Below are 24,471 nucleotides of genomic sequence, written 5' to 3' on the forward strand. Positions count from 1 at the left end.
GCGGACCGTGCCTCACTACCCAGACGCGGAGGTTCCGCATCCGGCCCGCTGGCGGACGTTCGCAGAGCCCCTTGGGCGCCGACCCTTTTATCGCTAGACGAGTCTTATGAGGGACGACTTCACCCAGGCGACAAGCCAGCGTCTGGCCAAGCGGGTCGGGTTCAGATGTTCGAACCCTGACTGCCGCAAGCCAACAAGTGGTCCTGGGGCAGACGGCGGAACCGTAAGCCTCGGTGTGGCGGCACACATCACCGCAGCTTCGCATGGCGGTCCTCGTTTCAACGAACACCTGTCGAGCGAAGGCCGGCGAGCGGCCGAGAATGGCATATGGCTTTGCCAACAGTGTAGCCGTCTCGTCGATGCGGATGACTCCGCCTATGACGTTGCCGATCTCATCGAATGGAAGACATTTGCCGAGGCTGCAGCAGCGGTAGAGCTTCGAGGGTACGTCGTTCGAAAGGGCCGGGACTTTGCAGGCCTGGAAGCAAAAATGCCGGAACTCATCGGTGAGATGCGGAGTGACATCCGTTCGAAGCCGTTCACCAGGGAGATCATCGCTCTCTCCAGGCGTGTGAGCTATAACCCTGGCCCGATCCCCTTTTTCTCCTATTTTCACGAAGACCACGATGAACTCTTCGCAAAGCTCCATATTTGCGAGCACTACGGCGCAATCTATGATGTGAGGCGGAACGACGTGCCTCGATGGAACTTCGACGAGGATTTCGCGGAGTACCTGCTGGGGCAGTAGGCTTACGGCGCTGGGACTTGTGTCGCATATTCTTGAACGACAATCCGCTTTTTAACGACACCGGCCGTGGGATTTTGCCTCATCAATAGCTAGAAAGCGGGCCTTCACAAGCCTGCAAGTGGTAGGGAGCCGGCATTCAGTCTGGTAGCTGCAAGAGACGTCGGAACCGGCTCTAATGAGACGATACAGAGGGGCGGATGCCTGAGAAGGGAAAGCAAGCGAAAGCCACGTTCATGACGGAGGCGGAGCTTTTCGATGCGTTGACAAAAAGCGCATTCGAGTTCCTACATCGCTCAATCGACGAATTCGAGAAATCGCATAAGTTCTCGACAATACATTTTGCGATTGCGATTGAATTATTTCTAAAGGCAAAGCTTATGCGTGAGCATTGGTCTCTGCTTCTCGAAAAACCAGACCATGCAGAGAGGGCCTCTTTCTTTAGCGGAGATGCCAAAACTGTAACAATTGAGCAGACAATTGAGCGACTGCGTCGCATTGCATCTGTTACTATACCGCAGAATTCGAAAGACATCTTTGGGACGATTATACGCCATCGCAACAAGATGGTTCATTTCGCCCACGTAGTCGAAAATGACGATGAGGACGAGGAGGGGAAAGCTAAGCTCGCCGAGGAGCAATGTGCCGGGTGGCTTGCTTTGAGGACTTTGCTTGCCCAATGGCAGGAATTCGAGAAATTTAGCAATGACGTCGCGCATATTAGCTTCAAGATGGAGCGCTATCGAGCCTATCTGAAGAAAGTATTTGAGTCTCGCGCTCAAGATGTTCAAAAGCACATTGATTCGGGTGGCAAAGTAAGCAAATGCCGAAGCTGCGGGTTTGAGGCCGTCGAGGTGAGCGATCCGATTGGCGCAATAGCTTATGCCAAGTGTTTAGTGTGCCGATATAATGGCTCGGAGATCACCGTCGCATGTCAAAATGAAGACTGCGGCGAGAGCATATGTTTCACATCATACGATGGGCCACCAGACAAATGCCCTAAATGCGAAGAAGAGCTCACGAAGGACGAAGTTCGCGACTTTCTCGATACTGGCGAAGGTGTCCACAAAGATAACTACTTCGACCATGTGCCAGTCAACTGCCCTCAATGTTCAGGGTACCATACCGTCATAGAGCATGAGAGCATCTACGTGTGCTCAGAATGCTACGAGACAGATGATGGCTATGAAGTTTGTGGGTATTGTAGCGAGGGGCAGCTCGGAGGCGTCCCGGAGCACAGTTATCTCGTCGGCTGCGAGTTCTGCGAGGGGGCAGCCGAGAGATACAAGGACGATTAGGCGTGTGTCAGCCGAGCCTTCGGCATGGAAGGCTGCAGAGACAACAATGGCCTCGAACGACGCGCAGAGGCCCGCGCATGCCGCCGCTGATCGCTTCGATGGAGGCGCGATAAAGTTTTCGTGAGCAGGAGCCAACTTCCGACCTTGGGGCGGTTCATGCCGCCGGGACCGTGCCCGGCGCAGGAGAACCACGATGACGAACCTCAGCTTCCTCCCCTACGTTGGACCCACGTTCCCCGCGAGCGCAGTAAGGCTGCTTCTGCTCGGGGAGAGCCACTACCTCGGCGACGGGGATGAACTGCCGCGAGACCCGCTCCTCGCGACAAGAACCGTCGTGGAGAAGTGGAAGAGCCGCGAGTGGGCGATCAGGTACCTGACCATCGGCGCCAGGGTCATAACCGGGCAGCAAGCCTGGGAGATCGACCGGACGACGGTGTTCGACGCGATTGCCTTCGCCAACATGGTGCAGACCATCATGCCGACGCTGCGGCACCGCCCGACCGTCGAGCAGGCTCGTGCGTCGTGGCCGGCATTCCGTGAGGTGCTCGACCGGTGGGACCCGACCCACGTCGTCGCCACCGGACGTCGTTTCCTGTGGGACAACATGCCCGCTTCGGACCGGCGCACCGCTGAGGTTGCCTTCGGTGGGGCGCTGCTGCCCATGCGCGAATTCAGGACGCCGTCCGGCTTCGCCTCGACGGTGGTGATCCCGCATCTGAGCCGCGCATCCGCTCCACGCTGGCAGGGACCCATTCGTGAGTTCCTCGCCGGCTAGGTCAGCCTGCCGCGCCGCTTAAGCGCAGGAGGCGCTCCGGCGCCGATGAAGCGCATCCTTGCCGACCGGTAGACGGTAACGGGTAAGGGCGACCTTTACCCGTTACCCGAGAGGCAGCGCTCGGCTAGCCGGCGTCCGGAGGGCACGGACCGCAGCCCGGCGCACCTCCCGACGGCCCCCGCAAGCTTGCCGCCGCGATCCGGGGATGTCCCGGAACGGGTCAAAACCCCGGGCGAACCCCGGAAATCGCGATAATCGGGCTAAGCCGTTGGCGCCGGAGGCGGAATCGCCCGGGCCTCCACCCGCAGACCCGGCCAATTAGGCCGCCCTGGCCTTGTGCACGTTGCTGGCGCCGAAGACCGCCGCGACCGGGAACTGTATGACGTTCGGCGCCTGCTTGCCGTCGAGGCGGGCGCGAACCTCTGCTTGAAAGGCCGGGTGGTAGTGCCCGTATCGTTCCTCCAGCATCTTCTCGCTCATGCCGAGGTACCAGGCGGCCTCCCGGATCTGGCAGCCAAGGAGCATCAGCCACGTCGCCGTCGTGTGCCGCAGGATGTGCGGGGTGACGCCGGCTTCGAGCGCGGCTTCCCGGACCGCGCGGCCGAACGCCTTGCTGACCTCCTTCACCGGCTTGCCGTCATGCTGCACCAAGAAATCGTCGGTCCCGAGGCGATGCCATCGCCGCATATGGGCGAGGAGCCGTTCCGGCACCGGGATGGTCGGCCGCAGCTTGTTCGCGCTCTCGTTCTCGTCCTCGGGCAGGCGGTGCATCAGGCCGGTCGTCAGGTCGACATGAGCCCGACCGGGCCCCCGTCGGAACGAGGCCGAGACGACGACCCCGGAGCGCGAGCCGGTGTAGAGTGCGATGAGCAGGAAGCGCGACAGATGCCTCCAGATGCGCTTCCGGGTCGCGACGGCCTCGCCCTTCATCGGTCCGCGGGCATGGACCTGGATCTCGCGCCGCCGCCACATGGCGAGGAGAAGACGGGCGGCCTCGCCGCGTCGCAGCCACCTCTCGCGCTTCTTGCCTCGCGGAGGCAGCCAGACCTTGATGATCTCGCGGTGGTGCCCTTCGGAGTGGTGATGTCCGATGGCCGCCGCCAGATCCTCCAATTCGCGTCTGACGCCGGCGGGGCTCATCATCCGCGGGGCGTTCCCGGTCTTCCCGGGCTTGGCCGACTTCCAGGGCTGCTTCTCGCGGTGCTTCAGGTAGTCCCGGCACGCGCGTCCCGTGACCTCGGCCAGGGTCTTGCCGACCCACCACACGGATAGCTGCTGGATGCGCTGCGCCGACTTCTCCGGCCGCTTGAGGCCCGGGACGACGTCCGTCGCGTAGATCGCGAGGACGTCGGTGACGAGGATGTTTTCTAGCGCTTGGTTGAGCCGGCGGGCCGGGTTGTGCTTGACGATGAGCCGCTCGCCTTGGGCTTGCTCAGCCCTTGCACGATCCTCTGCAGGGAATCGAGCGATAACTTCGCCGTCGTCGATAAGCTCGATGACGGCGCGCTTGCGGATCTTGCCCGTCTTTCGGTCGATGATTGCGGGGCGGTCGTAGAGATAGATCCCCTTGCTCTTTCGCGACATTCTTCCCTCCACTCCGAAACCCAGGCACGCGTCGTGTAAATTTTTCGACCGTTGCTGTGTATTTCGGTGCGAAGCTCGCCCCGTTCGGCGGCGCCGCGCAGTTGCTTCGGCGTGAAGACGTCCTTGAGTTCGGGAAGGTACGACGCGAGGTCGAGGGAGATCAGCGCGTCCGGGGCCACCCGCTCGGCGTCGAGGTACGGCGACGCCTCGATGGCTCCCTCGCAGTGCAGGAGTTCGGGGTCCCAGATGGTGAAGGTCCGCATGTCGGCACGGAAGCGCGGGACCCGGGCATAGTCAACGGGGATCCAAAGGCAGGCTCAGCGAACCCTTAAGAGGCTGGGGATCCCCGGGAAAAAGCGACTTCGGCGAACGGGCGCGGACTAATCACATCCTAGGGAAAGGCCGGGTTTGGGCAGGCGGTAACGGAACCCCCGACCCGTTACCGAGCGGGACCCGTCGCGTTGCCGGAGGCCTGTCGCTTCGAGGTACGGCCGCGCTCGATCAGGTCGAAGCGGCCGTCCCCCAGGGGCGTGATGTACTTGTTGTGCTCGTTTCGGACCGTCAGCTTCCCGGCGATCACCCCGGGGGTGATCCTCTCGAAGTTCCGCATGGCGAACTCCCGCGTGTCGTCCGTGATGGTCGCATCGAGTTCCTCCGCGGTGAGCGGACCCCGCTTGCGTATCCTGGCCGCGAACTCCCGCATCAGCTGGTCCCAGAAGTGCAGCGAGGTGGAGGCCACGATCCCTGACTTGCGGCCCTCGGGCCGGCCCTTGACCAATGTCGCCACGGTCGAGGCCAACGCCGCGATGTCGGCTCGCAAGGCGGCGTTCTCAGCGGCGAGGGCCGCGACCGTCTCCTCGATGCGGCCTGCGAGGAAATTGACCTGCGAGCGCGTGGCTGTCTCATCGTCGTCGGCAAGGCGGGCGTCGATTGGCTTGTCCGAACGAGCGAGCGCGAGGAACCGCGCGAGGGCCCTTTCCGTACCTTCGTCGAGATCGAGTGCGGCGAGGTGCGGCCGGTATCGCCGCCGACGTTTCCAATCGTCGAACGGGCCCTGCAGGTCCCGTCGGGAATGCCCGGCGGGCCGGCCGGCCGTCAAACGGCTGCGCTCACGGAACGCCCCCTCCAGGGTCGGATAAGTCACCTGCACGCCGGCCGCGACCAGACCGTCGGCGAGTTCATCGAGGAGTTTCTGATCGACCATGCGGTACGGCCCGGGTGAGCCGTGACCGTGGACTTCAAGCGTGAAGAAGCCGTCAGTACGCGGGACATGGCGTCAGCCAGGAGGTGCCAAGCCGCGTCGGCTGGTGCCTTTCCCGGCCTCCCTCGATCATCCCTCGGATGCTTCGTAGGATTCGAACCATGGCCGCGCCGATCCCGTACACCGAACTGTCGCTGCACCCCGACTCGGAAGCGGACCGTCGCTTCAAGAACGGCCGGGATTTTCCGGAGGACTCTGGGGACTACCGCCGTATCACGCGAATTGCTCCCCTACCCTCGGCCTCCATGCGTCCCGTGATCGGGATGGCGACGGATACTCGTATCCTCAGGGCCTTGGCGGTGAGCGGGACCGGTTGGGTCAACCGGGACGGTCGCGTCATCGCGAAGGGAACGTCCTTTGGGTACGAGGCCCTGTTGGCCCTGCCGGAGACGGCGGCCATCGTCGCGGTGCAATTGAGGATCGGCCAGGAACGTGCTGCCGGATGCTATGAGGAATTCGCTGAGCCGCAGGACATAACGGAGGAAGACATCGAGGCTAACGAACCCGACATGAACGATCTGGTGGACCATGGCTTCGATGGGCTGCTCGACGATGCCGGTTGGCTGCGGGTGGACCTGTTTTGTGACCGGGGCGTCAGGACGATAGGAACCGGGATACCGACGCCGACGAACAAATCCTTCATGGCGCTGCTGAAGCCGGTACATCAGCCCTACCGGGCGCTGCTGGTGTCAATCGCGGATAGGCTGGGCTGCCGCGTCCTGGCCGGAACGATGACCGGCATGAACATGCTGTTGTACGACTCGGCCAACACCGAGGGACTGCCCTTTGCCCAGGGATACATCGGCTACCAGACACGTCCCGCCGCGCCCCCGATGCCGCTATGGCCCAGGAACGTCGTCCACGAGCGCGACGAGGATTACGGGGACACCGTCGGGTTCGGAATGTGAGCCCCTCCGTCTTCAGCCTTCCGTAACATGCGGCCGGTCCAATTCCCCGCCATAGGGGACGGGCCGGGTATCGGACGATGGCGGGATCGACGCAGAAGACGGGTCTGGAACGCGCACCTCGCGGCCGCGTGCAGCCAAAGGTACCGCCCTTCGTGCGGGACCCAAGGAAACCGGTCACGGGCGAGTGGCTTCCCGCTTCCGGCTTCGAGAGGATCGAGAGGCCACGCGGCAGGTACCATCCCACCGCCGAGCAAGCTGCCATGCTTAAGCAGGCGGTCGCCTTGACGGACGAGGCCCGGAGGACGGCCCGTAGCGGAGATGAAGAGGCTAGGGCAAGGGGGGCCGGCCTGCACGCTGTCGCGGCGGACCTGCGGCGGGAAGCCGGGGATTGGGGAAGCTGCGCCGAGAACTTCGTGGCGTTGGCACGATATTACGTCCGTATCGGTCGCACGGCGGCGGTTGAGGAGTATGTCCGGAAGGCCCTGTTCGTCTCCGAGTTCCTGCCAAGGGACGAGGACCGGGCCAGGGTCCATTTATCGGCCGCGCTCGCGACACAGCGGATAGGGAAGCTCGACGAAGCCACGAACATCTCAGCCAGGGCCAAGACGGTCGTCGGGCTATGCAGCGACCGCTACCTCGCGGCGAGGGTCGGCAGGGCCCATAAACGCGTGAAGGCCGCGCTGGGGGCCTGGCAGGACGCCGCGCGAGCGGCCCGGGAAGCGGAGCCGCTTCCGATGATGGCCGGATCTTCGCTCGACGCCTCGCCCGTGCCGGCATCGCAGGATGTCGGCTCCACGAAACCTTATGCATGGGAACACGCCTCGCCCCCGGTCGAGTTCAGGATCAGGCCAATCGTGACGGGTCACGGGGTGAAGGCCGGCGCGCCTGGATATGCCGGGGTGCAACACGACGCCGGCATCGACTTGTTGATGCAGCGGCCGGGGCCTTCCGGCGAATGCAGGTGTTGGGTCTCTCATCGGGTCGTGGACGGGGTTCACGAATTCGTGGCGTTTCCCAATTGGTCGGGACGCGCGATACAGGCGGCCAAGGCCATGCACAATATCACGAAAGACGTCGCAGGGACCAACGGGCCTTCCACGGTCGTCATGCAAGCGTGCAGCGCCCTTGAGGCGTTCATGAATTCAGTAATCCATTTCATCAGGCACGGGGATGACGAGCGATGGAAGGGATCGCTCATTAGGAGACTCATACAAAAGGAATACAAGGATAGGGACTGGGTCCCGACGTTGAAGCTTTGGGGGATTGTCCCGGCGGCGTTGTTCGGAGACGATTGGAGGCCGGATACATCGCCGGAAGAATTAAGGAAATTGTTCGACCTCCGGAACCAGCTTCTGCATTTTAAGGGCGACAACGAGGAAGTTGTCGGAGCGGATGGTTATGCGCGCCACTTCATCGGCCATTTTGACTTCGACCCCTTCGCCCCCGGCCCATGGGTCGACAAGGTGCTTACAAGGGAATGCGCCGAATGGGCGATCAGCGTGGCGGAGCGCATGATGTGGTCGTTCCGCAAAGCCTGGATAATGGAAGCGGCGCGGATACCCGGCAACGAGGCGTTCGCCCACGAGGCGGACGACCCGGACGAGACGTTCGACCCCCAGGAGGACGTGCCCGACGAGGAGTTGCTCCGTGCCCAGGAAGAGAATCTAGCTGAGTTCTTGCGACGCTGCCGTGAGCGCGAAAGAGCGGTGTCTGGGTTGGATGAGGTTCTTCCGGCAGCCTAGGACGCGGTGTTCGAGAGCTACTGTTCGTGCGGATGGCTCGATGCCACGACCACGGATGTGCGACCCGCCCGTCATCGGCCGACCCCTGACCTCACCTCTACGATAGCGTGCTGTCATGACAGCATGACAGCTGCGTAGGCCGACCGTACACCCTGTCGCCTGGCATCGACTATCGACGACGTGTTGTCATGACAGCTTGCAGTCGCCAGCCCAGGCATTCCCCTTGATGGTCATACCGCAGAAGATCTCCACCTCGAACGTGGCCCCGGGACCGACCGCGGCATCCGCAGGCAAGGTCAAGGCGATGGTGTACGTCCCGGAGGGGATGCAGGCGGCCGTGAGGATGCTGGCGGCGCGTCGGGCCTGCAGGATCAGCGACGTCTACGTCGAGGCCGTCGCCGCGTACCTCGCGGCGCTGGAGGCCCCCACGCCACAAGCCGGGAACGAGGGCGGGGGCTCGGCCGATATTGAGGTCATCGCCTCCCTCACAAAGGCCATTGAACAGCAAGGGGCACTTGTCGAGGAGCTGGTCGATAAGGTCGGCAGCTTGGCAATCGCCGATCCTGCCGTGGTCGGTCCCCCACCCATGTTGCTGGACACCGCAGCCTGGGCCGTGGCCACCGTTCTGAGGCTGCTGGTAAATGCGGGCGACGACGGAGCGACCAAGTTGGAGGTCGGGGAAATGGGCAAGACCCAACGCCTCCGCCACGGGCTCGTGAACGCCCTCTACTCGCTACGAGGCGTCGGCCTAGCCCGTAATATGGGATCGCGGTGGTGGGCGTGCTGGCCGCCGGTTCAGGGCGACAATGCTCCCTTCATTAGCGGCAAGCACGCGGAATTCCATCGGCAAGGCTAAGCAGGGTGAGTGCCCCACGGAGGGCGCATTTCGGGACGGGATTGCGACCCCCCTGCGACGGCGTTCGAGGGATTGCAATCGCGCCCGCGGGGGTTCTGGGCGCCGCGCCGCGCTTGATCGATCCACGCGAAGCTCCCGCATCGATTGGCAACCTCGTGAGCCGGTGGCGGGGAACTCGGGCATAAGTGGTCGGCGGGCGATCAGGTCCCTGGGCGAGTGCCGGGAAGCGGGCCCGCACGCCTTGGGAAAGGCCGCATGGGGGAGCCCGCCGCTATGGCAATTCTTTGCCACTTAGCGTGCCGAACCCTGCCGGAACGGTGCTTTTGGCCACCTGATGCGGGTTTTGCGCGTCTCTTCGACGAGCCCCATCGCACCGGCTATTTACCCAAATTGTTCGAATAAATTTTTGCACCGTTGCTTGAATTGAAAACGGCGCCGCTTGTTTAGTGCGGCGCCGTTTCCCTAATTTTGACTTGTCTCTGTCAACTCAAAGAATAGCCCAAGGCAAGATGCAAGCCTATTATTTCAAGCCTGAACCGTCTAGGATATATGTCCTAGTAGGTCCCGAACTTGTAATTCAGGCCGGCGCGGACCACGGCGAACTGGGTGTCGTCGAGGCGCTTGAGGCCGGAGGCCAGGTACGGGGTGTTGGTGCTGGTGTCGTACGCGAAGACCGATCCGCCGCTCTTGCGGGAATCGCGCTCCAGGTCGACGTACAAGCCTTCGACCTTCAGCGTCACCGCGTTGGTGCCGAAGAAGTTCAGGAACGAGGTGGTGGGGAGGGCGTACTCGACGCCGCCGCCGACCGCGTAGCCGACGCGGGTCTCGTTCGAGCGGCCGTAGGCCAGGCCGTCGCTCTCGCCGCCGCCGCCGTAGGCGAAGCCGCCGGTGCCGTACACCATGAACCGGTCGAAGGCGTAGCCGACGCGGCCGCGCACGGTGCCGAACCAATCGACGCCGCGGTTGCCCGCCGGATCGACGAACACGACGCTCGGGCCCACCGCGGTAGCGGCCGGGCTCAAGGAATAAAAGCCGCCGTCACGGCGACGATTATTTAGATCGGCGTACTGGATGTCGGTCTCGACGCCGAACACGAAGCCCGAGCCCTGGCCGAACTGGATGTTGTACCCGACGTTGGCAGCTGAGCACTCTCAAAGACTTAGCGGCCCTCGCGCCATTTAGTTTGGCAAATTGTCCTTCTTCGCCCTTCCGAACCGTGCCGAACCACGGCGGAATACATCACAAAGGCCGAAGCCGTCAGCGAGCTTCGTCCCGCGGGCGCATCGGACACCTCCAGCCAATAGTGCGGCCCCGTCGCTTCCCTACGCCTCGGATCTCCGTCACCCTCGCCGGGTACCGTCGGCATGCCGCCTGAAAGGCCCCGCCGCCAGCTCGCTCTCGCACCGCTCGCGCGTCCACGAGGCATCGAGGAAGGGGCAGAGGTAGGAAGGACCGGTATGCTCCCAATAGGCCTGGTCGAAGAACCCCCTGGCAGCCTCGTGGAACTCCTCCGGCATCAGCAGGAACGCGACGTCCTCCGGCGCGAAGGCAAGGTCTCCGACGTGTCGCCACTCGCGCTCCCACTCGAAGTAGTAGGAGCCCCTCCGGCCAGGCAGATCGACGAACGGCGTCAGACGCCAGACCGGATCGGCTGCCGGGTCGTTGGAAGCCCGGGCACGCCTAATGAGGGCATCGAGCGCCTCCGATTGCGGCGTGCCGTCATACGCGTACATGATTGGCCCGCCGCCCCTCGCGACAAGGAATTCCTTGGTGAATGCTATCCCGTGCCAGGCAGACCGGTCGGGCGGCAGCCGGCGCGCGATCACGCGCCCGATCAACTCGACCGGGATCTCCGAGAAGCAGACGCAGTTCTGGGTGGCTCCCTCGGGGGCGGCCAGCCTCGCGGCCCCGAAAGGGTTACGAGCCTGGAGCGTGCCGCTCGCCAGGATCGAGATGATGTTGTCGTAGGCTTCGCTCGACGAGCACCCCCGCACGACGTGGACGAGATGCCCCGACATGTCATGCCACTGGGACTCGCTGCGTCCCGGCCTGTCGTATCTGCGCATTGGCATTCTACCCATCCCGCCTCAGCCGGGCTGCAGGAATAGATGAGCGTCCGCCGTATCGATCCGGAGCACCTGGACGGTGTTGCGGCCATCGACAACCGCGCGGATCAGACGATGCGACCCATCGAGGATCTTGGGCCCCGGGTCTCCCGGTTCCTGAAAGAACAGCACCGGCTTGGCGACCCGCTCGGCCGGCATCGTGGCAACCCATATGAGATCGGCGTTCGAACCCGCGCCTTGGCTCAGGCTCCCATCTTGGAATTCGACGCCCCACTGCAAGAAAGCATATCGTGACGCGGGCACCGGCATGGTCGTAGGCATGATCGTCCCGTCGTCGATCAGCGCCTGGGCGATGTCGGCATCGTAATGATGCCCCGGCCGGTGGAAGGCGGGCACCTTGCCCTTGGCCGGGTTCTTGTCGGCCAGGCTTATCGCGAGGCGGTGGAGCTTCTCGATAAGCCTCGGCACGGGCAGTCGCCGGGCCGCGCGCGGGCGAAGGATGCGCATCAGCGCCTGCCCCATCAGGTTCGTGACGTACACCGTTCCGCCCTCGTCGTTCTTACCTTGCCAGCCCTCAACGCACGAAGCGTGACAGAACCCCTTGGCCAATCTCGAACCGGGGCGGCCTGCGCCGCAAAGGCTTGAGCGAGAACGCCACGGCCGGTAACGAGATCTAACGGGCGTTACCATTATGGATGCCAGCTAGGTGGAGCCTCGGCCGAGGCGCTCCGCTTCGATCTTTCGGAGGTACTGCAGCGCCGGCAAACCGGTCGGCGCGTCGGTGACGGGGACGGTCGAGATCGCCCGTTCCGAGACGCGGCGGGACGGGACATTGTCCACGTGGACGATGCCCTCGACGTAGAACGCCTCGATGCCGGCGCGCCCGAAACCGTTGCGCATCTCGGCGATGGCCGCCTTCAGTGTGGAGGTGGCAAGCCCACGGCGCCTGAAGCTCACCGGGACGGCGCAGCCGAACTGGAAGCACGGAAGCCCCTCAACGGGCGGGGCGAGCGCGGCGTTCACGAAGGTCGTTACGGTCGCACCGTCGAGCCTGACATAGGCAAAGCGCTGCACGCCGTTCACGGCGTCGGCGTCGGCGTAGAGATCCCTATCAAGCTCGCACCGCCGGACGCCGACCTGCCCGTTCGTCAAGGCTTCCTCGAAGGACACCATCGCGGGCGTCGGATCGGTCATCTCGGGCATGGCCATCTCCGTGGCTGCCCGACGGACATCGAGCGGTCGCACGCCCGTCACCGGCGTGCATCGGCCATATGGTTCGCGGCGCGGCGGCATGCCATCCCGTCGAATGAGGATCAAGCGCGGGATGCAGGCACGAAAAAAGGCCGCCCCCGAAGGGACGGCCTTGTCGATGGGAGCAACGGCGGTTCAGCTGCCGCTTTCGCGCAGGCGGCGCTCCGCCATCGCCTGGTTGCGCGCATTCTCCATCGCGATCTGCCTTTCCTCGACGTCGTCGAGCACGACGTGGACGTAGTGCTTGCGTGTCGTCTCGATACTGGCGTGGCCCAGGAACTTTAAAACCGCGGCGATGTCGCCAGTCGCCCGGTACATGCGCTCGCCCGCCGTCCGCCGGAGGTCGTGGATGGTTAGGCCCTCCACGCCGGCGCGGCGACACACCTTTTCGAAGAAGTAGGCATAGCCCTTGTAGCAGACCGGCACTCGCTGGCCGGCACGTTCACGGCATTCGTGCGTGGAGGTGAACACAAAGGTGTCGTGGTGCCCCCGGACAGATTCCAGCACCTCCTTGATGCCCTGGGTGATCCTGACCTCGTGCTGCTTCTTGTTCTTCACGCGCATCCTGATGACCCGAGAGTCCCAGTCCACCTGCGACCAGCGAATGAGGGCGTCCGCCCGCCTCACCCCGCTCAGGAGCGTGAACTCCAGGAGCGGTGCCAGATCGCCCGCAACGGCGAGGATGGTCTCCTCCTCCGCGTAGGACATGCAGCGTGTGCGCGGGTCGATCTCCACGTAGTGCTTCGACCACTTCGGCTCACGCGGAAGGCGAACCTCCCAGCGTTCCTTCGCCCAGGTGCAGAGCGACTGCAGCCGGTCCACCACCGCACGCTGGGCGTAGAGCGGCGAGACCAGGCCCTTGTCCGGCCGTCCCCAGCGAGACTGGTTCGCGCGCTTGGCGATGAGCTTGGACACCACCTCGCTGGTGATCTCCACCAGGGGCGTCTCCTCGCCGATTTCGTCGACGAGCCAGTCGAAGAAGGTTTCGAGGCCGCGCGCGTTGACCAGCTTTTCGCCGCGTTGCTCCATGAAGAGATTGACCGCCGCGAGGAAGGTCATGTGACCAATCGGATTCTCCGCCTTTTCCTCAGCCTTCTTCAGGCGGTGCGCCTTCCAGCGCTTCGCCCACGCCTCGGCGTCCCGCTTGTTGGCACAGCCCGTCGACTTGCTCTTGCGGTCGCCGTCGATGCTGATGCGGCAGTGGAAGACGTCCGAGTTCTTCGGCTTGTAGACGCTGATCTCGCTCTTTCGTGACATAATGTACTCCAATTCGGTTGCGTGTGCGGGATGCCCGATCAGGGTCAGAGGGCTTGCCGGGCCTTCCGCGATGCGCGGCGCTCGGAGAAGGTCGGCTGGGCCGGAAGCGGCTTCGGGCGCGCGTCCCTGGCGTCCTGGAAGGTCGCGGCCTTTGCGGCGGACGTCCGTCGCCGGACGAGGAAGCCCTGAAGGTCGGCGTCGAGGATGCGGAGGTCCCTCCGGATGCTTCCGCGTCCGAGGTCCACGGCAACGAGCGAGCCATCGTCGACGTGGTTCTGAACCTGCCGGATGCTGAGGCCGAGCATGTCGGCCACCTCGGCCAGGCTCTTGGCCGATTGCAGCATGTCGACGAGGTCACCGTCCGCGAACGCGGACATGGCTTCCCCTTCACGCCCCGGCGCCGGGGCGAGTTCAAACATCATCATGGTCTTGTCCTCGTTTGGTCCTCGCCCGGACGGGCGACGAAAATGGGTGCCTTGGTTGGACCGTGGCCGGCGGCGGGCGTGCCCGCCGCCCTCAAGGCATGGCTGGAGAGCAGGCCCGGGCGGCAGCCCGAGCCGTTCACCTTCGGTGACGGTGGGTTGGTCTCAGCGTTTCGGCGCTATCGGCGCGACCGAAGGCGCGGGGGGTGTCTCCTTCGCCGCTTGGCGGAGAAGGTCGCGCTCCTGCATCGAGACGATACGGCTCAGGTACCGGTCGTCGAGACGGAGGGGCAGGAAGAGGTGCCTCTGGAGGCGCCCCCTGCACGCCTTGAGAAGCAGGTCGAGCATCCGGCTCGGGGGCGAGCCGTCCTCGCCGGCCACCCGGCTTCCCACGCTGAGGGCGAGGGCTCGCTGCCAGAGCGCGAGGGCGGCCGCATGCTCCGCCCTCGTCGGAACGTCGGGGGGCGACCTTCCCCGGCCCTTGACGGTGCTTGTGGATCCCTTTGCCCCGGTCGTTTCGGAGCCTTGCTGCCGAGTCTTCACTGCGGTAGCCCTTCCCTGTCGCGGCGGCTTCCCTGCACGGAAGCCACCCGGTTCTGGTCTGGCCAGCCCCCGAGGGGGCGGATGCCGGCGGATGTCCTGGCCTCGCGGCCGGTAAGCCCTCGACAGGGAGACCCGTCGGGGGCTTTCTCTTGAGCCGGGGCCTAGCCCCGGTCGGTCCTGCGGGAAGATGTCCCGTCGGCCCTGGCCGGAGGACCTTGCCGCCCGGCGTGGCATCGTGTTCGCTCAAGTCGTTTCACGTCTCAAGTCACCACTCGAACCAGCGACTTCGCTGTAAAAACACAAGTCCCGAGAGCCGCTTAGTCGGTTGACCGGCCCGGCTCGGAACTTTTCCGCCCGGTGTGGGCCGCCCGATACTTCGGTCCTCGGTCCGGCGACGTTCCGGGGCGAGCCACGGAGCGCCCAAAGAGGTGTCCGTGCACCGCACGAAAACCAGCTGCGGACAATGGGTTGGCCGGCCGCGCCCTCGGCGGCGCGGCGTTCTCGAAACCCGGCCCTAACCTTTCGTGCTTCCTGGGCCGGGTGCCGGCTTGACTCTTCGCCGAGCAGCAAGCCGGCGGCCGACCGCGCCGGTGGTTAGGGTCACGGCGCTCCCTGTGGATAAATTCGGACGGGCTTTCGGCCATCAATTCAGACCTCGCCGCCGGAGGGCTCCCGGGGTGATGCCTCCCCGGGAGCCTTGCCCGGGAAGGCGATGACGGAGCCGGGGGCGGACGGGCGACGACGGGCGCCCCTCATGCGCGCGTCGTGCTCCAGCAGGGCCGCCTCGGTCTCGCCGGACACGTGCTCCAGGAGAACGGCCAGCCATTCCGGATGCAGTACCCGACCGGCGCGGACGAGGGCCGCGACGGTCTCGCCGAGCAGGGCGTCCACGTCACGCATCGATGCCCTCCCGGGGAAGTGCGGGGATCGGGCTGGCACCATGCTCGGTGATAATGCGCCTGACCTCGTCGCCGGAGAGGACGCGCCGACTGACCAACCGGGCCGCCACGGCGTCGATGGTCCCGGCGTGCGCGCGCACGAGCGCGTCCGCGCGTTCCTGGAGGACGGTCAGGTCTTCCTCCACGCGGAGCCTGAAGGCATCGTTGGTCCTCACGAGGGCCATGGCCTCGTCCTCCGTGCCGAGCCACGCGACCGAGTCCCCGAGGCCGTAGGAGGCGTGGGCGGCGGCGACGAGCCGGGTCGCGGCGGCCAGGTCGGACCCGGGCTGGCCGGCGGACCCGCTGTGGACGCTGCCCCAGAGGGCGTCGGCGGCCCGGCCGGCCAGCAGGGTCACGACGTAGTCGTCGAGGTCGCTCCTCCTGACGCTGGATCGGACGCGCACCCGGCTCCGCGTCAACCCGGCGTAAGGGCCGGTCGGCACGGTCGAGACGGTTTCCACGTCCGAGCTCTGGGTAAGGTGGCCCGCCAGGCAATGAGCCGCCTCGTGGCGCGCGATGCCCAGGACCTCCTCTGCGTCCCGGGTCTCCGGCGGGGCGACCTGCGCGACGAGGTCGGCGTGGGTCATGGGCCGGCCGGCGGCCCTGGCCGTCGCCCGGGCTCCCTTCGCCCAGCCCGCGATCTCCGCCCCGGTCGCCCCGACGCCGATGGCGGCGACAGGCCCGAGGTCGACGTCCCGCAGGTCGTCCATCAGGTGCTGTCTCAGAATGCCCGCGGCGGCCGCCGCATCGGGCCTGCCGATCCGCACGATCCTGTTGAGGCGCCCCGGCCGGACCAAGGCCTCGTCGAGTCGCTCCGGGAATTTAGTCGCACCGATGATGATCAGCGACGAAGTCGCTCCGGACATTGTCGAGTCCAGGGCTGTGAGAATGTGCGACGTCAAGGCGACCCAATACTCTCTATTACGAGAGTCTACTGTGGCTCTATTCGGAATAGAGTCAATTTCCTCAAGTACAAGCACGGCATGGCCTGCGGCGGACGCCTGCCCGATGACGGTATCCACCTGACGAATGATCTCGTTGAGGTATCCGCCGGTCGAGGCGAACCAAGATGAAACGCTTGTAGAGAATAGTGGCAGTCTAAGTGACCTGGCTAAGCTGCGAGCAAACGAAGACTTGCCAACGCCTGGATCGCCTGACAACACGATGTTCTTGTCTTCGATACTACTCCAGGGGCGCAGTCCAGCGCGATATTCCTGCACCGCCGCGATCAGGCCCAGGGCCCAAGCCTTGGAGCCGCCCTCGTCGTACCCGTGACATTCCTCGATGGGCCGCACGTCGGCGACGCCGGGGTCGAACGCGGCGGACGCAGGACCTTCCGGAACTGCCGCGGCGGATGCAGCCGGCCAGCGTAGAGAACGGCAGACCCGTTGCGATGCCGCGCGGGATCGGCCCCGGCCGCGACCCGGTCGCGAGTTGGATGGCGGCGCGTAGCGCCCGGGGGCTCGGCGACGGCAGATCCACGCGGATGTCCGCCAAGCCGACCAGGTTCGAGGGAAGGTAGCGTTCAGGCGCATTGCTTACCCCGCACACGCTATGCCCGGCACCGAGCGCCTCGGCGACGCCGTCGCATCCGACATCGGGCCGCTCGTTGCGTGACGCACCGTGCCGCTTGATCACCTCGCTCCAGACGCCGACCTTTTGCAGTGCGCGCGCGACTGGATCGACCCAGTCGGGGCCGGGCACGCCGACGACGACCGCGAGGCCGCGGGCACTCGCGATGCGCCGGAGGTCGACGGGCCGCATCGCATCCTGGATCATCGCCATCGCCAGCAACGTGGTGACGCGCAAATTCCCTGTGGCCGCGCCGAAATTCTCGACGCCGAGCTCGGGAGGGAAGTCCTCGAACGTGTCGGCCTCGGTCGGCGGGGCCTCGACGGTCGCGAGGGCGAGCCGCCTCGGCGGCTTGGGCTTACGGGTAGGCTTGCTGCTCGGCTTGGACATGGCGGCCTCCGGCATGAGGCAGCCGCGCGCTGTGGCGCGCCGGTCAGGCCTCGCGGGGTGATCGGGAAGGGTTGGCGACGGGAGCGGCCGGTTTCCGGCTGGGTGGTGTCGCTATGGGGAAGGGGAACACGGGTTTCTCCTCGTTCACGTCGTCTACGGCTCGATTCTCTCGTCGAACGGCTCGCCGGTGGCGCGCCGTGCATGGGAGGTCAGGCGCCGGGGCAGGCCTCGGGAATGCGGGGTTCGCCGGACGGTAGCCTCAGTCGGCGATGTCGAAGCCGTCTGGGTCGCCGTGGCGGCGGGCATGCGCAGTCACTCGGACGTCGCCGGAACGGGGCGCGGTGCGCTCGGCCAGCCTCCGGGCGCGGCGCTCACCCTCCTCGTGAGCGGCGCGCCCCAGGGTGACGAGCACCGCCCGCACCGCTCGCTCGAAGGCCTCCTCGCCGAGCTCCTTGAGCGACGACAGGCGGCGGAAGACCTCGCCGACCTGGCGGTCGGGGTCATGGGACAGGTTGGGGTCGTGGAGGTTCATGGCGGCCTCGTGCGCGGGCCGCCGGCGTGTCGCCGGTCAGGCCTCGCGGATCGCGTGGAAGGGAAGCGCGGCGCTGCCCTGGGGCAGCGGACGGGCGTCCGGTATGAGGCGGCCAGGAACGTACACGGAGGAGCTCCGATATGCGGGCGACGGCCCGGAAGCACGCGTGAACATAAGGGAAACTACGGCGCGGTCGTCAACGCGCCCAGGGTCGATTACCCCGGTCCATCCGTGATTTGCCGCAATCGACATGTGGATCCCCAGGGAAGGGCCAGGGATTCGCGAACAGCCGGCCCGAAAGCTTAGGCGCCAGCGCAGGAGAACCTGGGCGCAAGCACGGGCGAGCTTCCGGGATGCGTCTCCAGCGTGACTCCGCGCCGACCGTGTAACGCGGGGCGTCCCCCTTTACGCGTTACGAAGACTTCCGAGCGCCTGCCTGCGCTACCTTCCGAGCACGAGGGGCGTGCGCCGGCCGGGGTGCGCTCAGGCGATGTTGACGATGAACGGCCCGCTCCGCGCCACGCAGTAGCCGTCCTTCACAATGAAGCACTCGATACTGTGGTTGCCCGAATAGGAAGTGCCCTCCTGGCGAGTGAGGGTTCCGCTCGACACGGTCGCCTCTTCGAAGCCGCCGCGAAGTCCCCTGGCGCGGGTGGCTTCGGTACCGGTGTTCACGATCTGCCAGAATACGCGATAGGGCCTCGGCACGTCGGTTTGGGCGACGAAGCGCAAGTCCGCTCCTTTCGGGAGCGCGGCGTCGTCGTTGGAGAACGCCGACGGGCGGAAGCCCCGCCGCTGGTAGGTCGCCGAGGCGATGCGAGCGTTTCCCCTGGTCAGGGTCGGCCAAGTCACGGGCTTACGGTGCGGCGCATCGAGGATGCGCTGCATGGTGCGACCCACAAAGCCGGCCAGGGCGGTCCGCGGGGCCGGTGGTCGCCTCGACGAGGCCGCCGCCTCCACCAAGCGACGTCCCATCCTGGGGGCGAGCCGCTCTATGAAGCCATCCACGCTGTCCTGCTCCGCGGCCTGCCGGAAGTCTGTCCTGGCGGTTTCGAGCCAATCGTAGAATGCGTCCTTACGCTCGGGTTCGTCCCTCCACATGTCGGCGAAATTCTCGCGCGGGTCCGACGGGTTGGCGATCCAGTAGTCGTCGCCTCGCCTGATAACGAACTGGTCCATCCGCGTGAGGATGCTGAGCAGCGCCCCGCTGATGGTCGTTTCCTGCTGGTAGGCGTGCGCCGCCAACGTCGAGACGACGATGGACGTCGGACGCCCGCCGGAATCCTCCGAGAACCTTACATCGCGGTGCCGCTTCAGGATTTGGATCGCCGATTGCAGCGGCGTCTTCACCCTGAAGGCCGGTATCTGGGCGACGTCGGCCTTGGCCTCGGCGAGCATCATGGCGCGCCGGCGGGTCTCGAAGACCGGTCGCATCCGCTCGTAAAACCACTCCGCATAGCCGTTTGGGTTGCTAACGGGCCAATCGTCGGAGCGGACGCGGTAGTTGTCGTGCTCGCTGTCGGTGATGCCGACGGATTTCTCGACGAAGGCCAGCGACAGCGACCGTGCCTCGCGCAAGAGGCGTTGCCGCTGCGCGTCCGGTACGGCGGGCAGCACGTCCATGTGGAATTGCGCCGTATCGGCGTAGTTGAGCGTCCAGCACCTGCGCCATCCCTCGGGCGGCTTCATGCCATGGCGCTCGGCGTAGAGCCTGAGCTCGTGGCCGAGATGGTCGTGAAGCTGCTTCTGGGTCAGGGACGTCTTGGCGACGGAGAACTCGCAGACGATGTCGAGGTCGTAATCCTCCTCGCCGCTCAGGGGACGTATGGCCGTGCCGAGCCGGAAGGACCCCTGCGTGTAGGCGTCGATATGGACATGCTCGAAGCGGGAGCCTGGCCGCTCCAACCAAGCGCAGACCGACTTGTAGCTGCGGTCCGCGGAGGCGTAGCGCTCGGCCGGAATGTCGAGGGCCTTCGCCAGGTCCTCGATCAACTCCTCGCCCGTATGGCGGCGGTTCGACATCAGACTCCCTTCCGCAGGGAGGCGGGAACGAACTTGTCGATCTCGGCGTCCGAGAAGGTGTAATCCTCATTTCGCTGGAGCGCTTTCTGCGCTTCGGCGTAAGCCTTGGCAGTGGTCTGCGGCGCCCCCTTGTAGAGTGCGGCGAGCTTCGCCTGCAGGTCGTCCCTGCGCTTGATCGCCTCGTCGTCGGTAAGGCGGCGCATGCGCATCTCGGTGAGGAGAGACAGGTAGGACTCGCGGATCGGCCAGAGGCTGGCGGCGGCGTCGCGGTGCTTCTGCGCGGTGCCCCCTGGATCGAAGCCCTTGGTGTAGCCGGAAATCCAGAGGGTGCAGAACGATACGACCGCTGTTGCGATCTTGAGCGCCGGCTGGTCGACGAAGATGCTCGACGTCGCTCCGGAGGCGGTGAGCGCCGCAAGGATGATCTGCGCGAGTTTGAGGTGGCGCAGGGTTCCGCCGCACCTGTCGGCCATCTTCTCGTGGGTTTTGTGCGTGTAGACCACCCGCCCGAAGCACTCCCGGACCTGGTCCTCAAGCGAGGTGAAAGCTTCCATGGATTTACCCTCGTCGCTCACTCGGCGGCATACGGCGTCGGGCCGTACCGGTCCCTGAAGCGCACATGGTGCGCCAGCGGGGCCGGCCGGTACGGGGCGACGCCGTCGCACTGGACGACTGCCGAAAGGGCGAAGCGCTCGTCGACGCTCGGATGCACGGTCGCGTCCGGCTTGATATCCCGGTCCTTGGCCTCCCAGGACTTGCCCTGCGCCCAGCGCCGCACCCAGGCCGGAACCCACGAGGCCGACACACGCGCCTCGATGGCGTCGCGCATGCCCGCGATCTCGCAGTGCTGCACTCCTGAAGCGGACGGGTGCAGCCGCAGCCGCGGGATCTGCATGACCTCGACCGGGTGGCGCGGATCGACGACGGCCGGCATGCCGTCGACCTTGAGGCCGTCCGGAACCCCCACCGCCTGCTCCAGCATCCACCTGAGCGCGATGTCGGACAGGCGGGATTCCGTCTCGGCGTAGCTGCCGCCGATGTCGGAGTGGTTGCCGGCGAACCAGAACTGCCGGAACTGGTCGGGCAGCCCAGGCGCCCTCGGCGGCGCGACCGCGGTGGGTCCCCACCTCACGCGGTCGAAGTCCTTGCGCCGCTCGTCGATGGCGATCGCCGCGCGGGCGTAGCCGACCTGGGCGCTGAGGAGGCGGTCGAAGTTCTCGCCCTTCCACTCCGCCACGTGGCTCTTCGATTTTCCCGGCTCGGGCCAGTCCGTGATGGTCTTGGTCTTCGCGGCGACGAGCCGCCGCCGGAACGCGAGGGCGGCCAACGCCGACGCGGCGACGAGGGCGCCCGCCGCGGTCAGGTCCGCCTTCCAGAAGGGGCCGTCGAACAGGTAGGAGACGCCCCCCACCAGGGCGGAGGCCACCGCGATGGCGATACCGAGGGGGATAACGACCGCAGCCGCCAGGCCGGCCTTGATCAGGGTCCGCTTCGGGCCCGAGACACCCAGGGCCGCCACCGTGTCGAAGGTCCCGATGAAGTAAGGCTCGACGTTGGACTTGCCGTCCCCATCGCGGTGGTCCGAGCCGTACCTTGCCCGGAACCGCCGGGAGAGCTCGTGCCGCTCCGCGTCGAAATCGGCCCGGGGGTGCCCCGCACCGTGCTCCAGCACCGTCTCGACGGCCTCGCGCGCGATGTCCCGCGTCATCCTGCGGAAGCGCAGCAGGGGGCCGTCCGCGCCCTTGGTGGGCACGCCGCAGTACATGAGCAGGTTCGCCACGCACCGGACCGTGTAGGCCCCGCGGCTGAAGCCGATCAGGTAGATGCGGTCGCCGGGCTCGTAGTGGTCGACGATGAAGCGGTAGCAGTCCGCGATGTTCGTGGTGATGCCGCGTCCCGAGAGGGAGCCGGCCATCTTCTGCATGAACCTGACCGGCGCAGTCAGCGCCGTGGCGCCGATGTCCGTGTTGAGGCCTGGGTCGTAGAAGGCGACCTGCTCCGAGGGGTCGATGCCGCTCTCGGGGCCGACTTTGCAGACCCGGTACATCTTATAGACGTTGCTGACGTGCTGCTCGGGACGGACGCCGCCGTCCTGCCCCGTGCCGTCCGAGAAGACCACGATGTTCTTGGCCATGATGCGCCTTGCGTCGGAGCACAGGTCGCGGACCCGCCGAACGGCGGGCCCGCCGCGGGCGCCTCAGCGCTCCTTGCGCACGCCCTTGAAGGGGGTGCCGTCCTTCTTGCCGTCCATGAACCGGCCGTTGTCCGCGTTGCGCTTGGTCCAGGTCTCGGTGACTGGGTTGAAGACCTGGGAGCGGTCGCGGACCATGCCGTTGCGGTGGCCGTCGCCGGCCGGGGGATTCGTTGCCATGTCGATGCCCGTGTCGGGGGCCCGCGCGACCGATGCGCGGCCCGGGATGCCTCAGAGCCTGCCCGCGGTCCGGGGCCGATGGCGCCGGGACGGCCGGGAAGCCCTGATGCTCAAGCCCCCGGTCCGAGGATGCGACGGCGTGCCCATGTTGGATTACGCACGCAACCTCGTGGATTGCTTTAATATCTTGCAAACTGCAGAAGTGCAAGATACAGCCGCGATGGAGGGACACGATGGCATCCGCACCGACCGGCATCCGGCTGAAGGCGCTCCGCGAGCAGCGCGGCATGTCGCAGGAGGAGCTCTCGCGCGTCCTCGGCCTCGACCATCGACAGTCGCTGCAGCAGATCGAGACCGGCGGGCGGAAGCTGTCGGCCGAGGAACTCGTCGCGGCCGTGCAGGCGTTCGACGTCCCGCTCGACTATTTCACCAACCCGTTCCTCATCGTCGGCGAGGCGAGGTTCTCCTGGCGCCGCCATGCGGAGACCTCGGTCGAGGAGCTCGACGCGTTCGAGCGCAAGGCGGGCGAGTGGATCGGCGCGTACCGCGAGCTGGCGGCGGCGACGGGCAGGACGCTCCCGCCCATCGCCCACCGGCTCAACCTGACGCGCACGAACAGCTACGAGGACGCGCTTGAGGCCGGCGAGGCGGTGGCGGGTTTCCTCGACCTGGGCCCGGTGCCGTCCGAGCGGCTCGCGGAAGCCATGCAGGACAAGCTGTCGACGCTCGTCCTGATGGTCGACGCAGAAAGGGGCATCTCGGGGGCCGCCTGCCTCGTGAGGAACCTGGGCGCCGTGCTGGTGAACCGGCTGGAGGCGCCCGGCAGGCGGAACTTCGACCTGGCGCACGAGCTGTTCCACATCCTTACCTGGGACGCGATGCCCCCGGAGCGCCTCGACGACGGGAAGGGCGCCGGCAACCTGCAGAAGCGCGTCGAGACGATGGCCGAGAAGTTCGCCTCGGCGGTCCTCATGCCGAGGCGGCTCTTCGAGGGCGTGACGGACGAGGGGCGCAACCCGGACTGGATCAACGTCAGGGCGACCGAGCTCGGCGTCTCGGCGAAGGCGCTCAAGTGGCGCCTGGTCGACCTCGAACGCCTCTCCCGTTCCGCCGCCCAGAGCTACGAGGACTACCGGCTCGTAAACAACGGCGGGCTGGTCCACAGGGAGCAGGACGTGCCCCTGAAGTTCGGCAAGCACTTCCTGACCGTGGTGGCTGACGCCATCGGGCAGGGACACGTCTCGGTGCGGCGGGCCGCGGCGCTGCTCGTTGTCACCATCGACGAGCTCGGGGACCTTTTGGACGCGCATGGGGTCGAACGCCCGTTCGACATGTGAGCCCGCACGATGGCTGTCCATCGCGGCTCGGTCCTCACCGACACCAACACGGTCATCGAGGCGCATCGCGTCGGCGCATGGCGGGCGTTGTCCAGCCGCTACCGATTGGTGACGGTGGCCAAGTGCCTAGAGGAGACGCAGACGGGCTTCCAGCGCCGGCGGCCTGAGGAGAACATCGACCCGACGATCCTGCGCCCGAGCTTCCATTCGGTCGAGCCGGACGACGCCCTCGCGATCATGAGGCTGCAACTCGACGGTCCCGGCGCGCACCTCGACGCCGGCGAGCTCTCGCTCTGGACGCATGCCCTGACGCGGGAGGACGACTGGCTGATCTGCGGGGCCGACGCCGCCAGCATGCGCTTCGGCTTCGACCACGGGCACCGTGCGCGGCTCGTCAGCCTCGGCGGCCTGCTGAACGACATCGGCTTCCGGCCCGCGCTTCCGCTCCGCCGCAACTTCGGCAAGCCCTGGCTCGACGACCTGATCCACCGCCTCGCGATGGAGGGACTCCGGCCGGGACCCGGGCAAGGAAGGCCGGCATGACGGACGCGCACGTAACCGCGCGAGGCATCGACGACGACATCCCCATCGGCGACACGCT

General features: G+C 66.0%; 24 protein-coding genes. 8 read left to right on the forward strand and 16 right to left on the reverse strand.

The window, feature by feature from the left end:
• Nucleotides 1-106: 106 nt before the first annotated feature.
• The 3 genes from ASF20_RS23795 (at nucleotide 107) to ASF20_RS04440 (ending at nucleotide 2,818) form a co-directional block, all read left to right on the forward strand.
• Nucleotides 107-748, forward strand: coding sequence for a hypothetical protein (locus ASF20_RS23795; RefSeq protein ID WP_156647950.1), 642 nt, complete (start codon nucleotides 107-109; stop codon nucleotides 746-748).
• Nucleotides 749-945: 197 nt separating this feature from the next.
• Nucleotides 946-2,043 carry a hypothetical protein gene (locus ASF20_RS23800; RefSeq protein WP_156647951.1) on the forward strand — a complete coding sequence of 366 codons (1,098 nt, stop codon included), beginning with the start codon at nucleotides 946-948 and terminating at the stop codon, nucleotides 2,041-2,043.
• A gap of 193 nt (nucleotides 2,044-2,236) precedes the next feature.
• Nucleotides 2,237-2,818, forward strand: coding sequence for a hypothetical protein (locus ASF20_RS04440; protein ID WP_056271293.1), 582 nt, complete (start codon nucleotides 2,237-2,239; stop codon nucleotides 2,816-2,818).
• Between the two features lie 318 nt (nucleotides 2,819-3,136).
• On the opposite strand, the gene ASF20_RS04445 is transcribed toward ASF20_RS04440, so the two are convergent.
• Together ASF20_RS04445 and ASF20_RS04450 are read right to left on the reverse strand one after the other, a co-directional pair.
• A complete protein-coding gene (locus tag ASF20_RS04445) occupies nucleotides 3,137-4,402 on the reverse strand; it encodes a tyrosine-type recombinase/integrase (RefSeq protein WP_056271297.1) in 1,266 nt (421 codons plus the stop codon).
• A gap of 439 nt (nucleotides 4,403-4,841) precedes the next feature.
• The gene (locus ASF20_RS04450; RefSeq protein ID WP_156647952.1) at nucleotides 4,842-5,501 is read right to left on the reverse strand and encodes a hypothetical protein; all 660 of its coding nucleotides are present in this window, start codon (nucleotides 5,499-5,501) and stop codon (nucleotides 4,842-4,844) included.
• Between the two features lie 263 nt (nucleotides 5,502-5,764).
• Here ASF20_RS04450 and ASF20_RS04455 point away from each other — a divergent pair, with 263 nt between their 5' ends.
• From ASF20_RS04455 to ASF20_RS04465, 3 genes are all read left to right on the forward strand, one after another.
• Complete coding sequence (locus tag ASF20_RS04455; RefSeq protein ID WP_056271303.1) at nucleotides 5,765-6,571, forward strand: hypothetical protein; 807 nt, start codon at nucleotides 5,765-5,767, stop codon at nucleotides 6,569-6,571.
• A gap of 152 nt (nucleotides 6,572-6,723) precedes the next feature.
• On the forward strand, nucleotides 6,724-8,313 hold the full coding sequence (locus ASF20_RS04460) for a hypothetical protein (RefSeq protein ID WP_210166841.1): 1,590 nt from the start codon (nucleotides 6,724-6,726) through the stop codon (nucleotides 8,311-8,313).
• Between the two features lie 226 nt (nucleotides 8,314-8,539).
• On the forward strand, nucleotides 8,540-9,169 hold the full coding sequence (locus ASF20_RS04465; protein ID WP_056271308.1) for a hypothetical protein: 630 nt from the start codon (nucleotides 8,540-8,542) through the stop codon (nucleotides 9,167-9,169).
• A 554-nt stretch (nucleotides 9,170-9,723) separates the two neighbouring features.
• On the opposite strand, the gene ASF20_RS04470 is transcribed toward ASF20_RS04465, so the two are convergent.
• The 14 genes from ASF20_RS04470 to ASF20_RS24550 all read right to left on the reverse strand — a co-directional run bounded on the left by ASF20_RS04470 (nucleotide 9,724) and on the right by ASF20_RS24550 (nucleotide 22,533).
• On the reverse strand, nucleotides 9,724-10,263 hold the full coding sequence (locus ASF20_RS04470; protein WP_156647953.1) for a hypothetical protein: 540 nt from the start codon (nucleotides 10,261-10,263) through the stop codon (nucleotides 9,724-9,726).
• 246 nt (nucleotides 10,264-10,509) lie between these two features.
• Entirely contained in the window at nucleotides 10,510-11,187 is a 678-nt protein-coding gene (locus tag ASF20_RS04475; RefSeq protein WP_244476326.1) for a hypothetical protein, read from the reverse strand.
• A 69-nt stretch (nucleotides 11,188-11,256) separates the two neighbouring features.
• Nucleotides 11,257-11,775, reverse strand: coding sequence for a hypothetical protein (locus ASF20_RS04480; protein WP_056271313.1), 519 nt, complete (start codon nucleotides 11,773-11,775; stop codon nucleotides 11,257-11,259).
• A gap of 162 nt (nucleotides 11,776-11,937) precedes the next feature.
• Nucleotides 11,938-12,528 carry an N-acetyltransferase gene (locus ASF20_RS04485; RefSeq protein WP_156647954.1) on the reverse strand — a complete coding sequence of 197 codons (591 nt, stop codon included), beginning with the start codon at nucleotides 12,526-12,528 and terminating at the stop codon, nucleotides 11,938-11,940.
• Between the two features lie 93 nt (nucleotides 12,529-12,621).
• Entirely contained in the window at nucleotides 12,622-13,743 is a 1,122-nt protein-coding gene (locus tag ASF20_RS04490; protein WP_056271319.1) for a tyrosine-type recombinase/integrase, read from the reverse strand.
• Nucleotides 13,744-13,787: 44 nt separating this feature from the next.
• Nucleotides 13,788-14,120, reverse strand: coding sequence for a hypothetical protein (locus ASF20_RS04495; protein ID WP_156647955.1), 333 nt, complete (start codon nucleotides 14,118-14,120; stop codon nucleotides 13,788-13,790).
• Between the two features lie 1,236 nt (nucleotides 14,121-15,356).
• Nucleotides 15,357-15,608, reverse strand: a complete 252-nt coding sequence (locus ASF20_RS04505) for a hypothetical protein (protein ID WP_156647956.1) — start codon at nucleotides 15,606-15,608, stop codon at nucleotides 15,357-15,359.
• A complete protein-coding gene (locus ASF20_RS23080; protein WP_162242608.1) occupies nucleotides 15,601-16,941 on the reverse strand; it encodes an AAA family ATPase in 1,341 nt (446 codons plus the stop codon). Before ASF20_RS23080 ends, ASF20_RS04505 begins: the two co-directional genes overlap by 8 nt.
• Nucleotides 16,829-17,608, reverse strand: a complete 780-nt coding sequence (locus ASF20_RS24395; RefSeq protein ID WP_162242609.1) for a hypothetical protein — start codon at nucleotides 17,606-17,608, stop codon at nucleotides 16,829-16,831. The genes ASF20_RS23080 and ASF20_RS24395 overlap by 113 nt, the downstream gene beginning before the upstream one ends.
• Nucleotides 17,609-17,867: 259 nt before the next feature.
• Complete coding sequence (locus tag ASF20_RS04520; RefSeq protein WP_056271337.1) at nucleotides 17,868-18,140, reverse strand: hypothetical protein; 273 nt, start codon at nucleotides 18,138-18,140, stop codon at nucleotides 17,868-17,870.
• Between the two features lie 483 nt (nucleotides 18,141-18,623).
• Nucleotides 18,624-20,162 (reverse strand): nucleotidyltransferase, encoded by a 1,539-nt coding sequence (locus ASF20_RS04525; RefSeq protein ID WP_056271340.1) that lies wholly within the window; start codon nucleotides 20,160-20,162, stop codon nucleotides 18,624-18,626.
• Nucleotides 20,162-20,716, reverse strand: a complete 555-nt coding sequence (locus tag ASF20_RS04530; RefSeq protein WP_056271343.1) for an SLATT domain-containing protein — start codon at nucleotides 20,714-20,716, stop codon at nucleotides 20,162-20,164. Before ASF20_RS04530 ends, ASF20_RS04525 begins: the two co-directional genes overlap by 1 nt.
• Nucleotides 20,717-20,733: 17 nt before the next feature.
• Nucleotides 20,734-22,296, reverse strand: coding sequence for a DUF2235 domain-containing protein (locus ASF20_RS04535; protein WP_056271345.1), 1,563 nt, complete (start codon nucleotides 22,294-22,296; stop codon nucleotides 20,734-20,736).
• Nucleotides 22,297-22,359: 63 nt separating this feature from the next.
• The gene (locus ASF20_RS24550) at nucleotides 22,360-22,533 is read right to left on the reverse strand and encodes a hypothetical protein (protein WP_156647957.1); all 174 of its coding nucleotides are present in this window, start codon (nucleotides 22,531-22,533) and stop codon (nucleotides 22,360-22,362) included.
• A 233-nt stretch (nucleotides 22,534-22,766) separates the two neighbouring features.
• On the opposite strand from ASF20_RS24550, the gene ASF20_RS04540 reads away from it, so the two are divergent.
• Both ASF20_RS04540 and ASF20_RS04545 read left to right on the forward strand, forming a co-directional pair.
• The gene (locus ASF20_RS04540; RefSeq protein ID WP_056271349.1) at nucleotides 22,767-23,870 is read left to right on the forward strand and encodes an XRE family transcriptional regulator; all 1,104 of its coding nucleotides are present in this window, start codon (nucleotides 22,767-22,769) and stop codon (nucleotides 23,868-23,870) included.
• A 9-nt stretch (nucleotides 23,871-23,879) separates the two neighbouring features.
• Complete coding sequence (locus tag ASF20_RS04545; protein ID WP_056271352.1) at nucleotides 23,880-24,413, forward strand: hypothetical protein; 534 nt, start codon at nucleotides 23,880-23,882, stop codon at nucleotides 24,411-24,413.
• The last annotated feature ends 58 nt before the right edge of the window (nucleotides 24,414-24,471 follow it).

This window comes from Methylobacterium sp. Leaf88, from assembly GCF_001422795.1.
Lineage (GTDB): Bacteria > Pseudomonadota > Alphaproteobacteria > Rhizobiales > Beijerinckiaceae > Methylobacterium.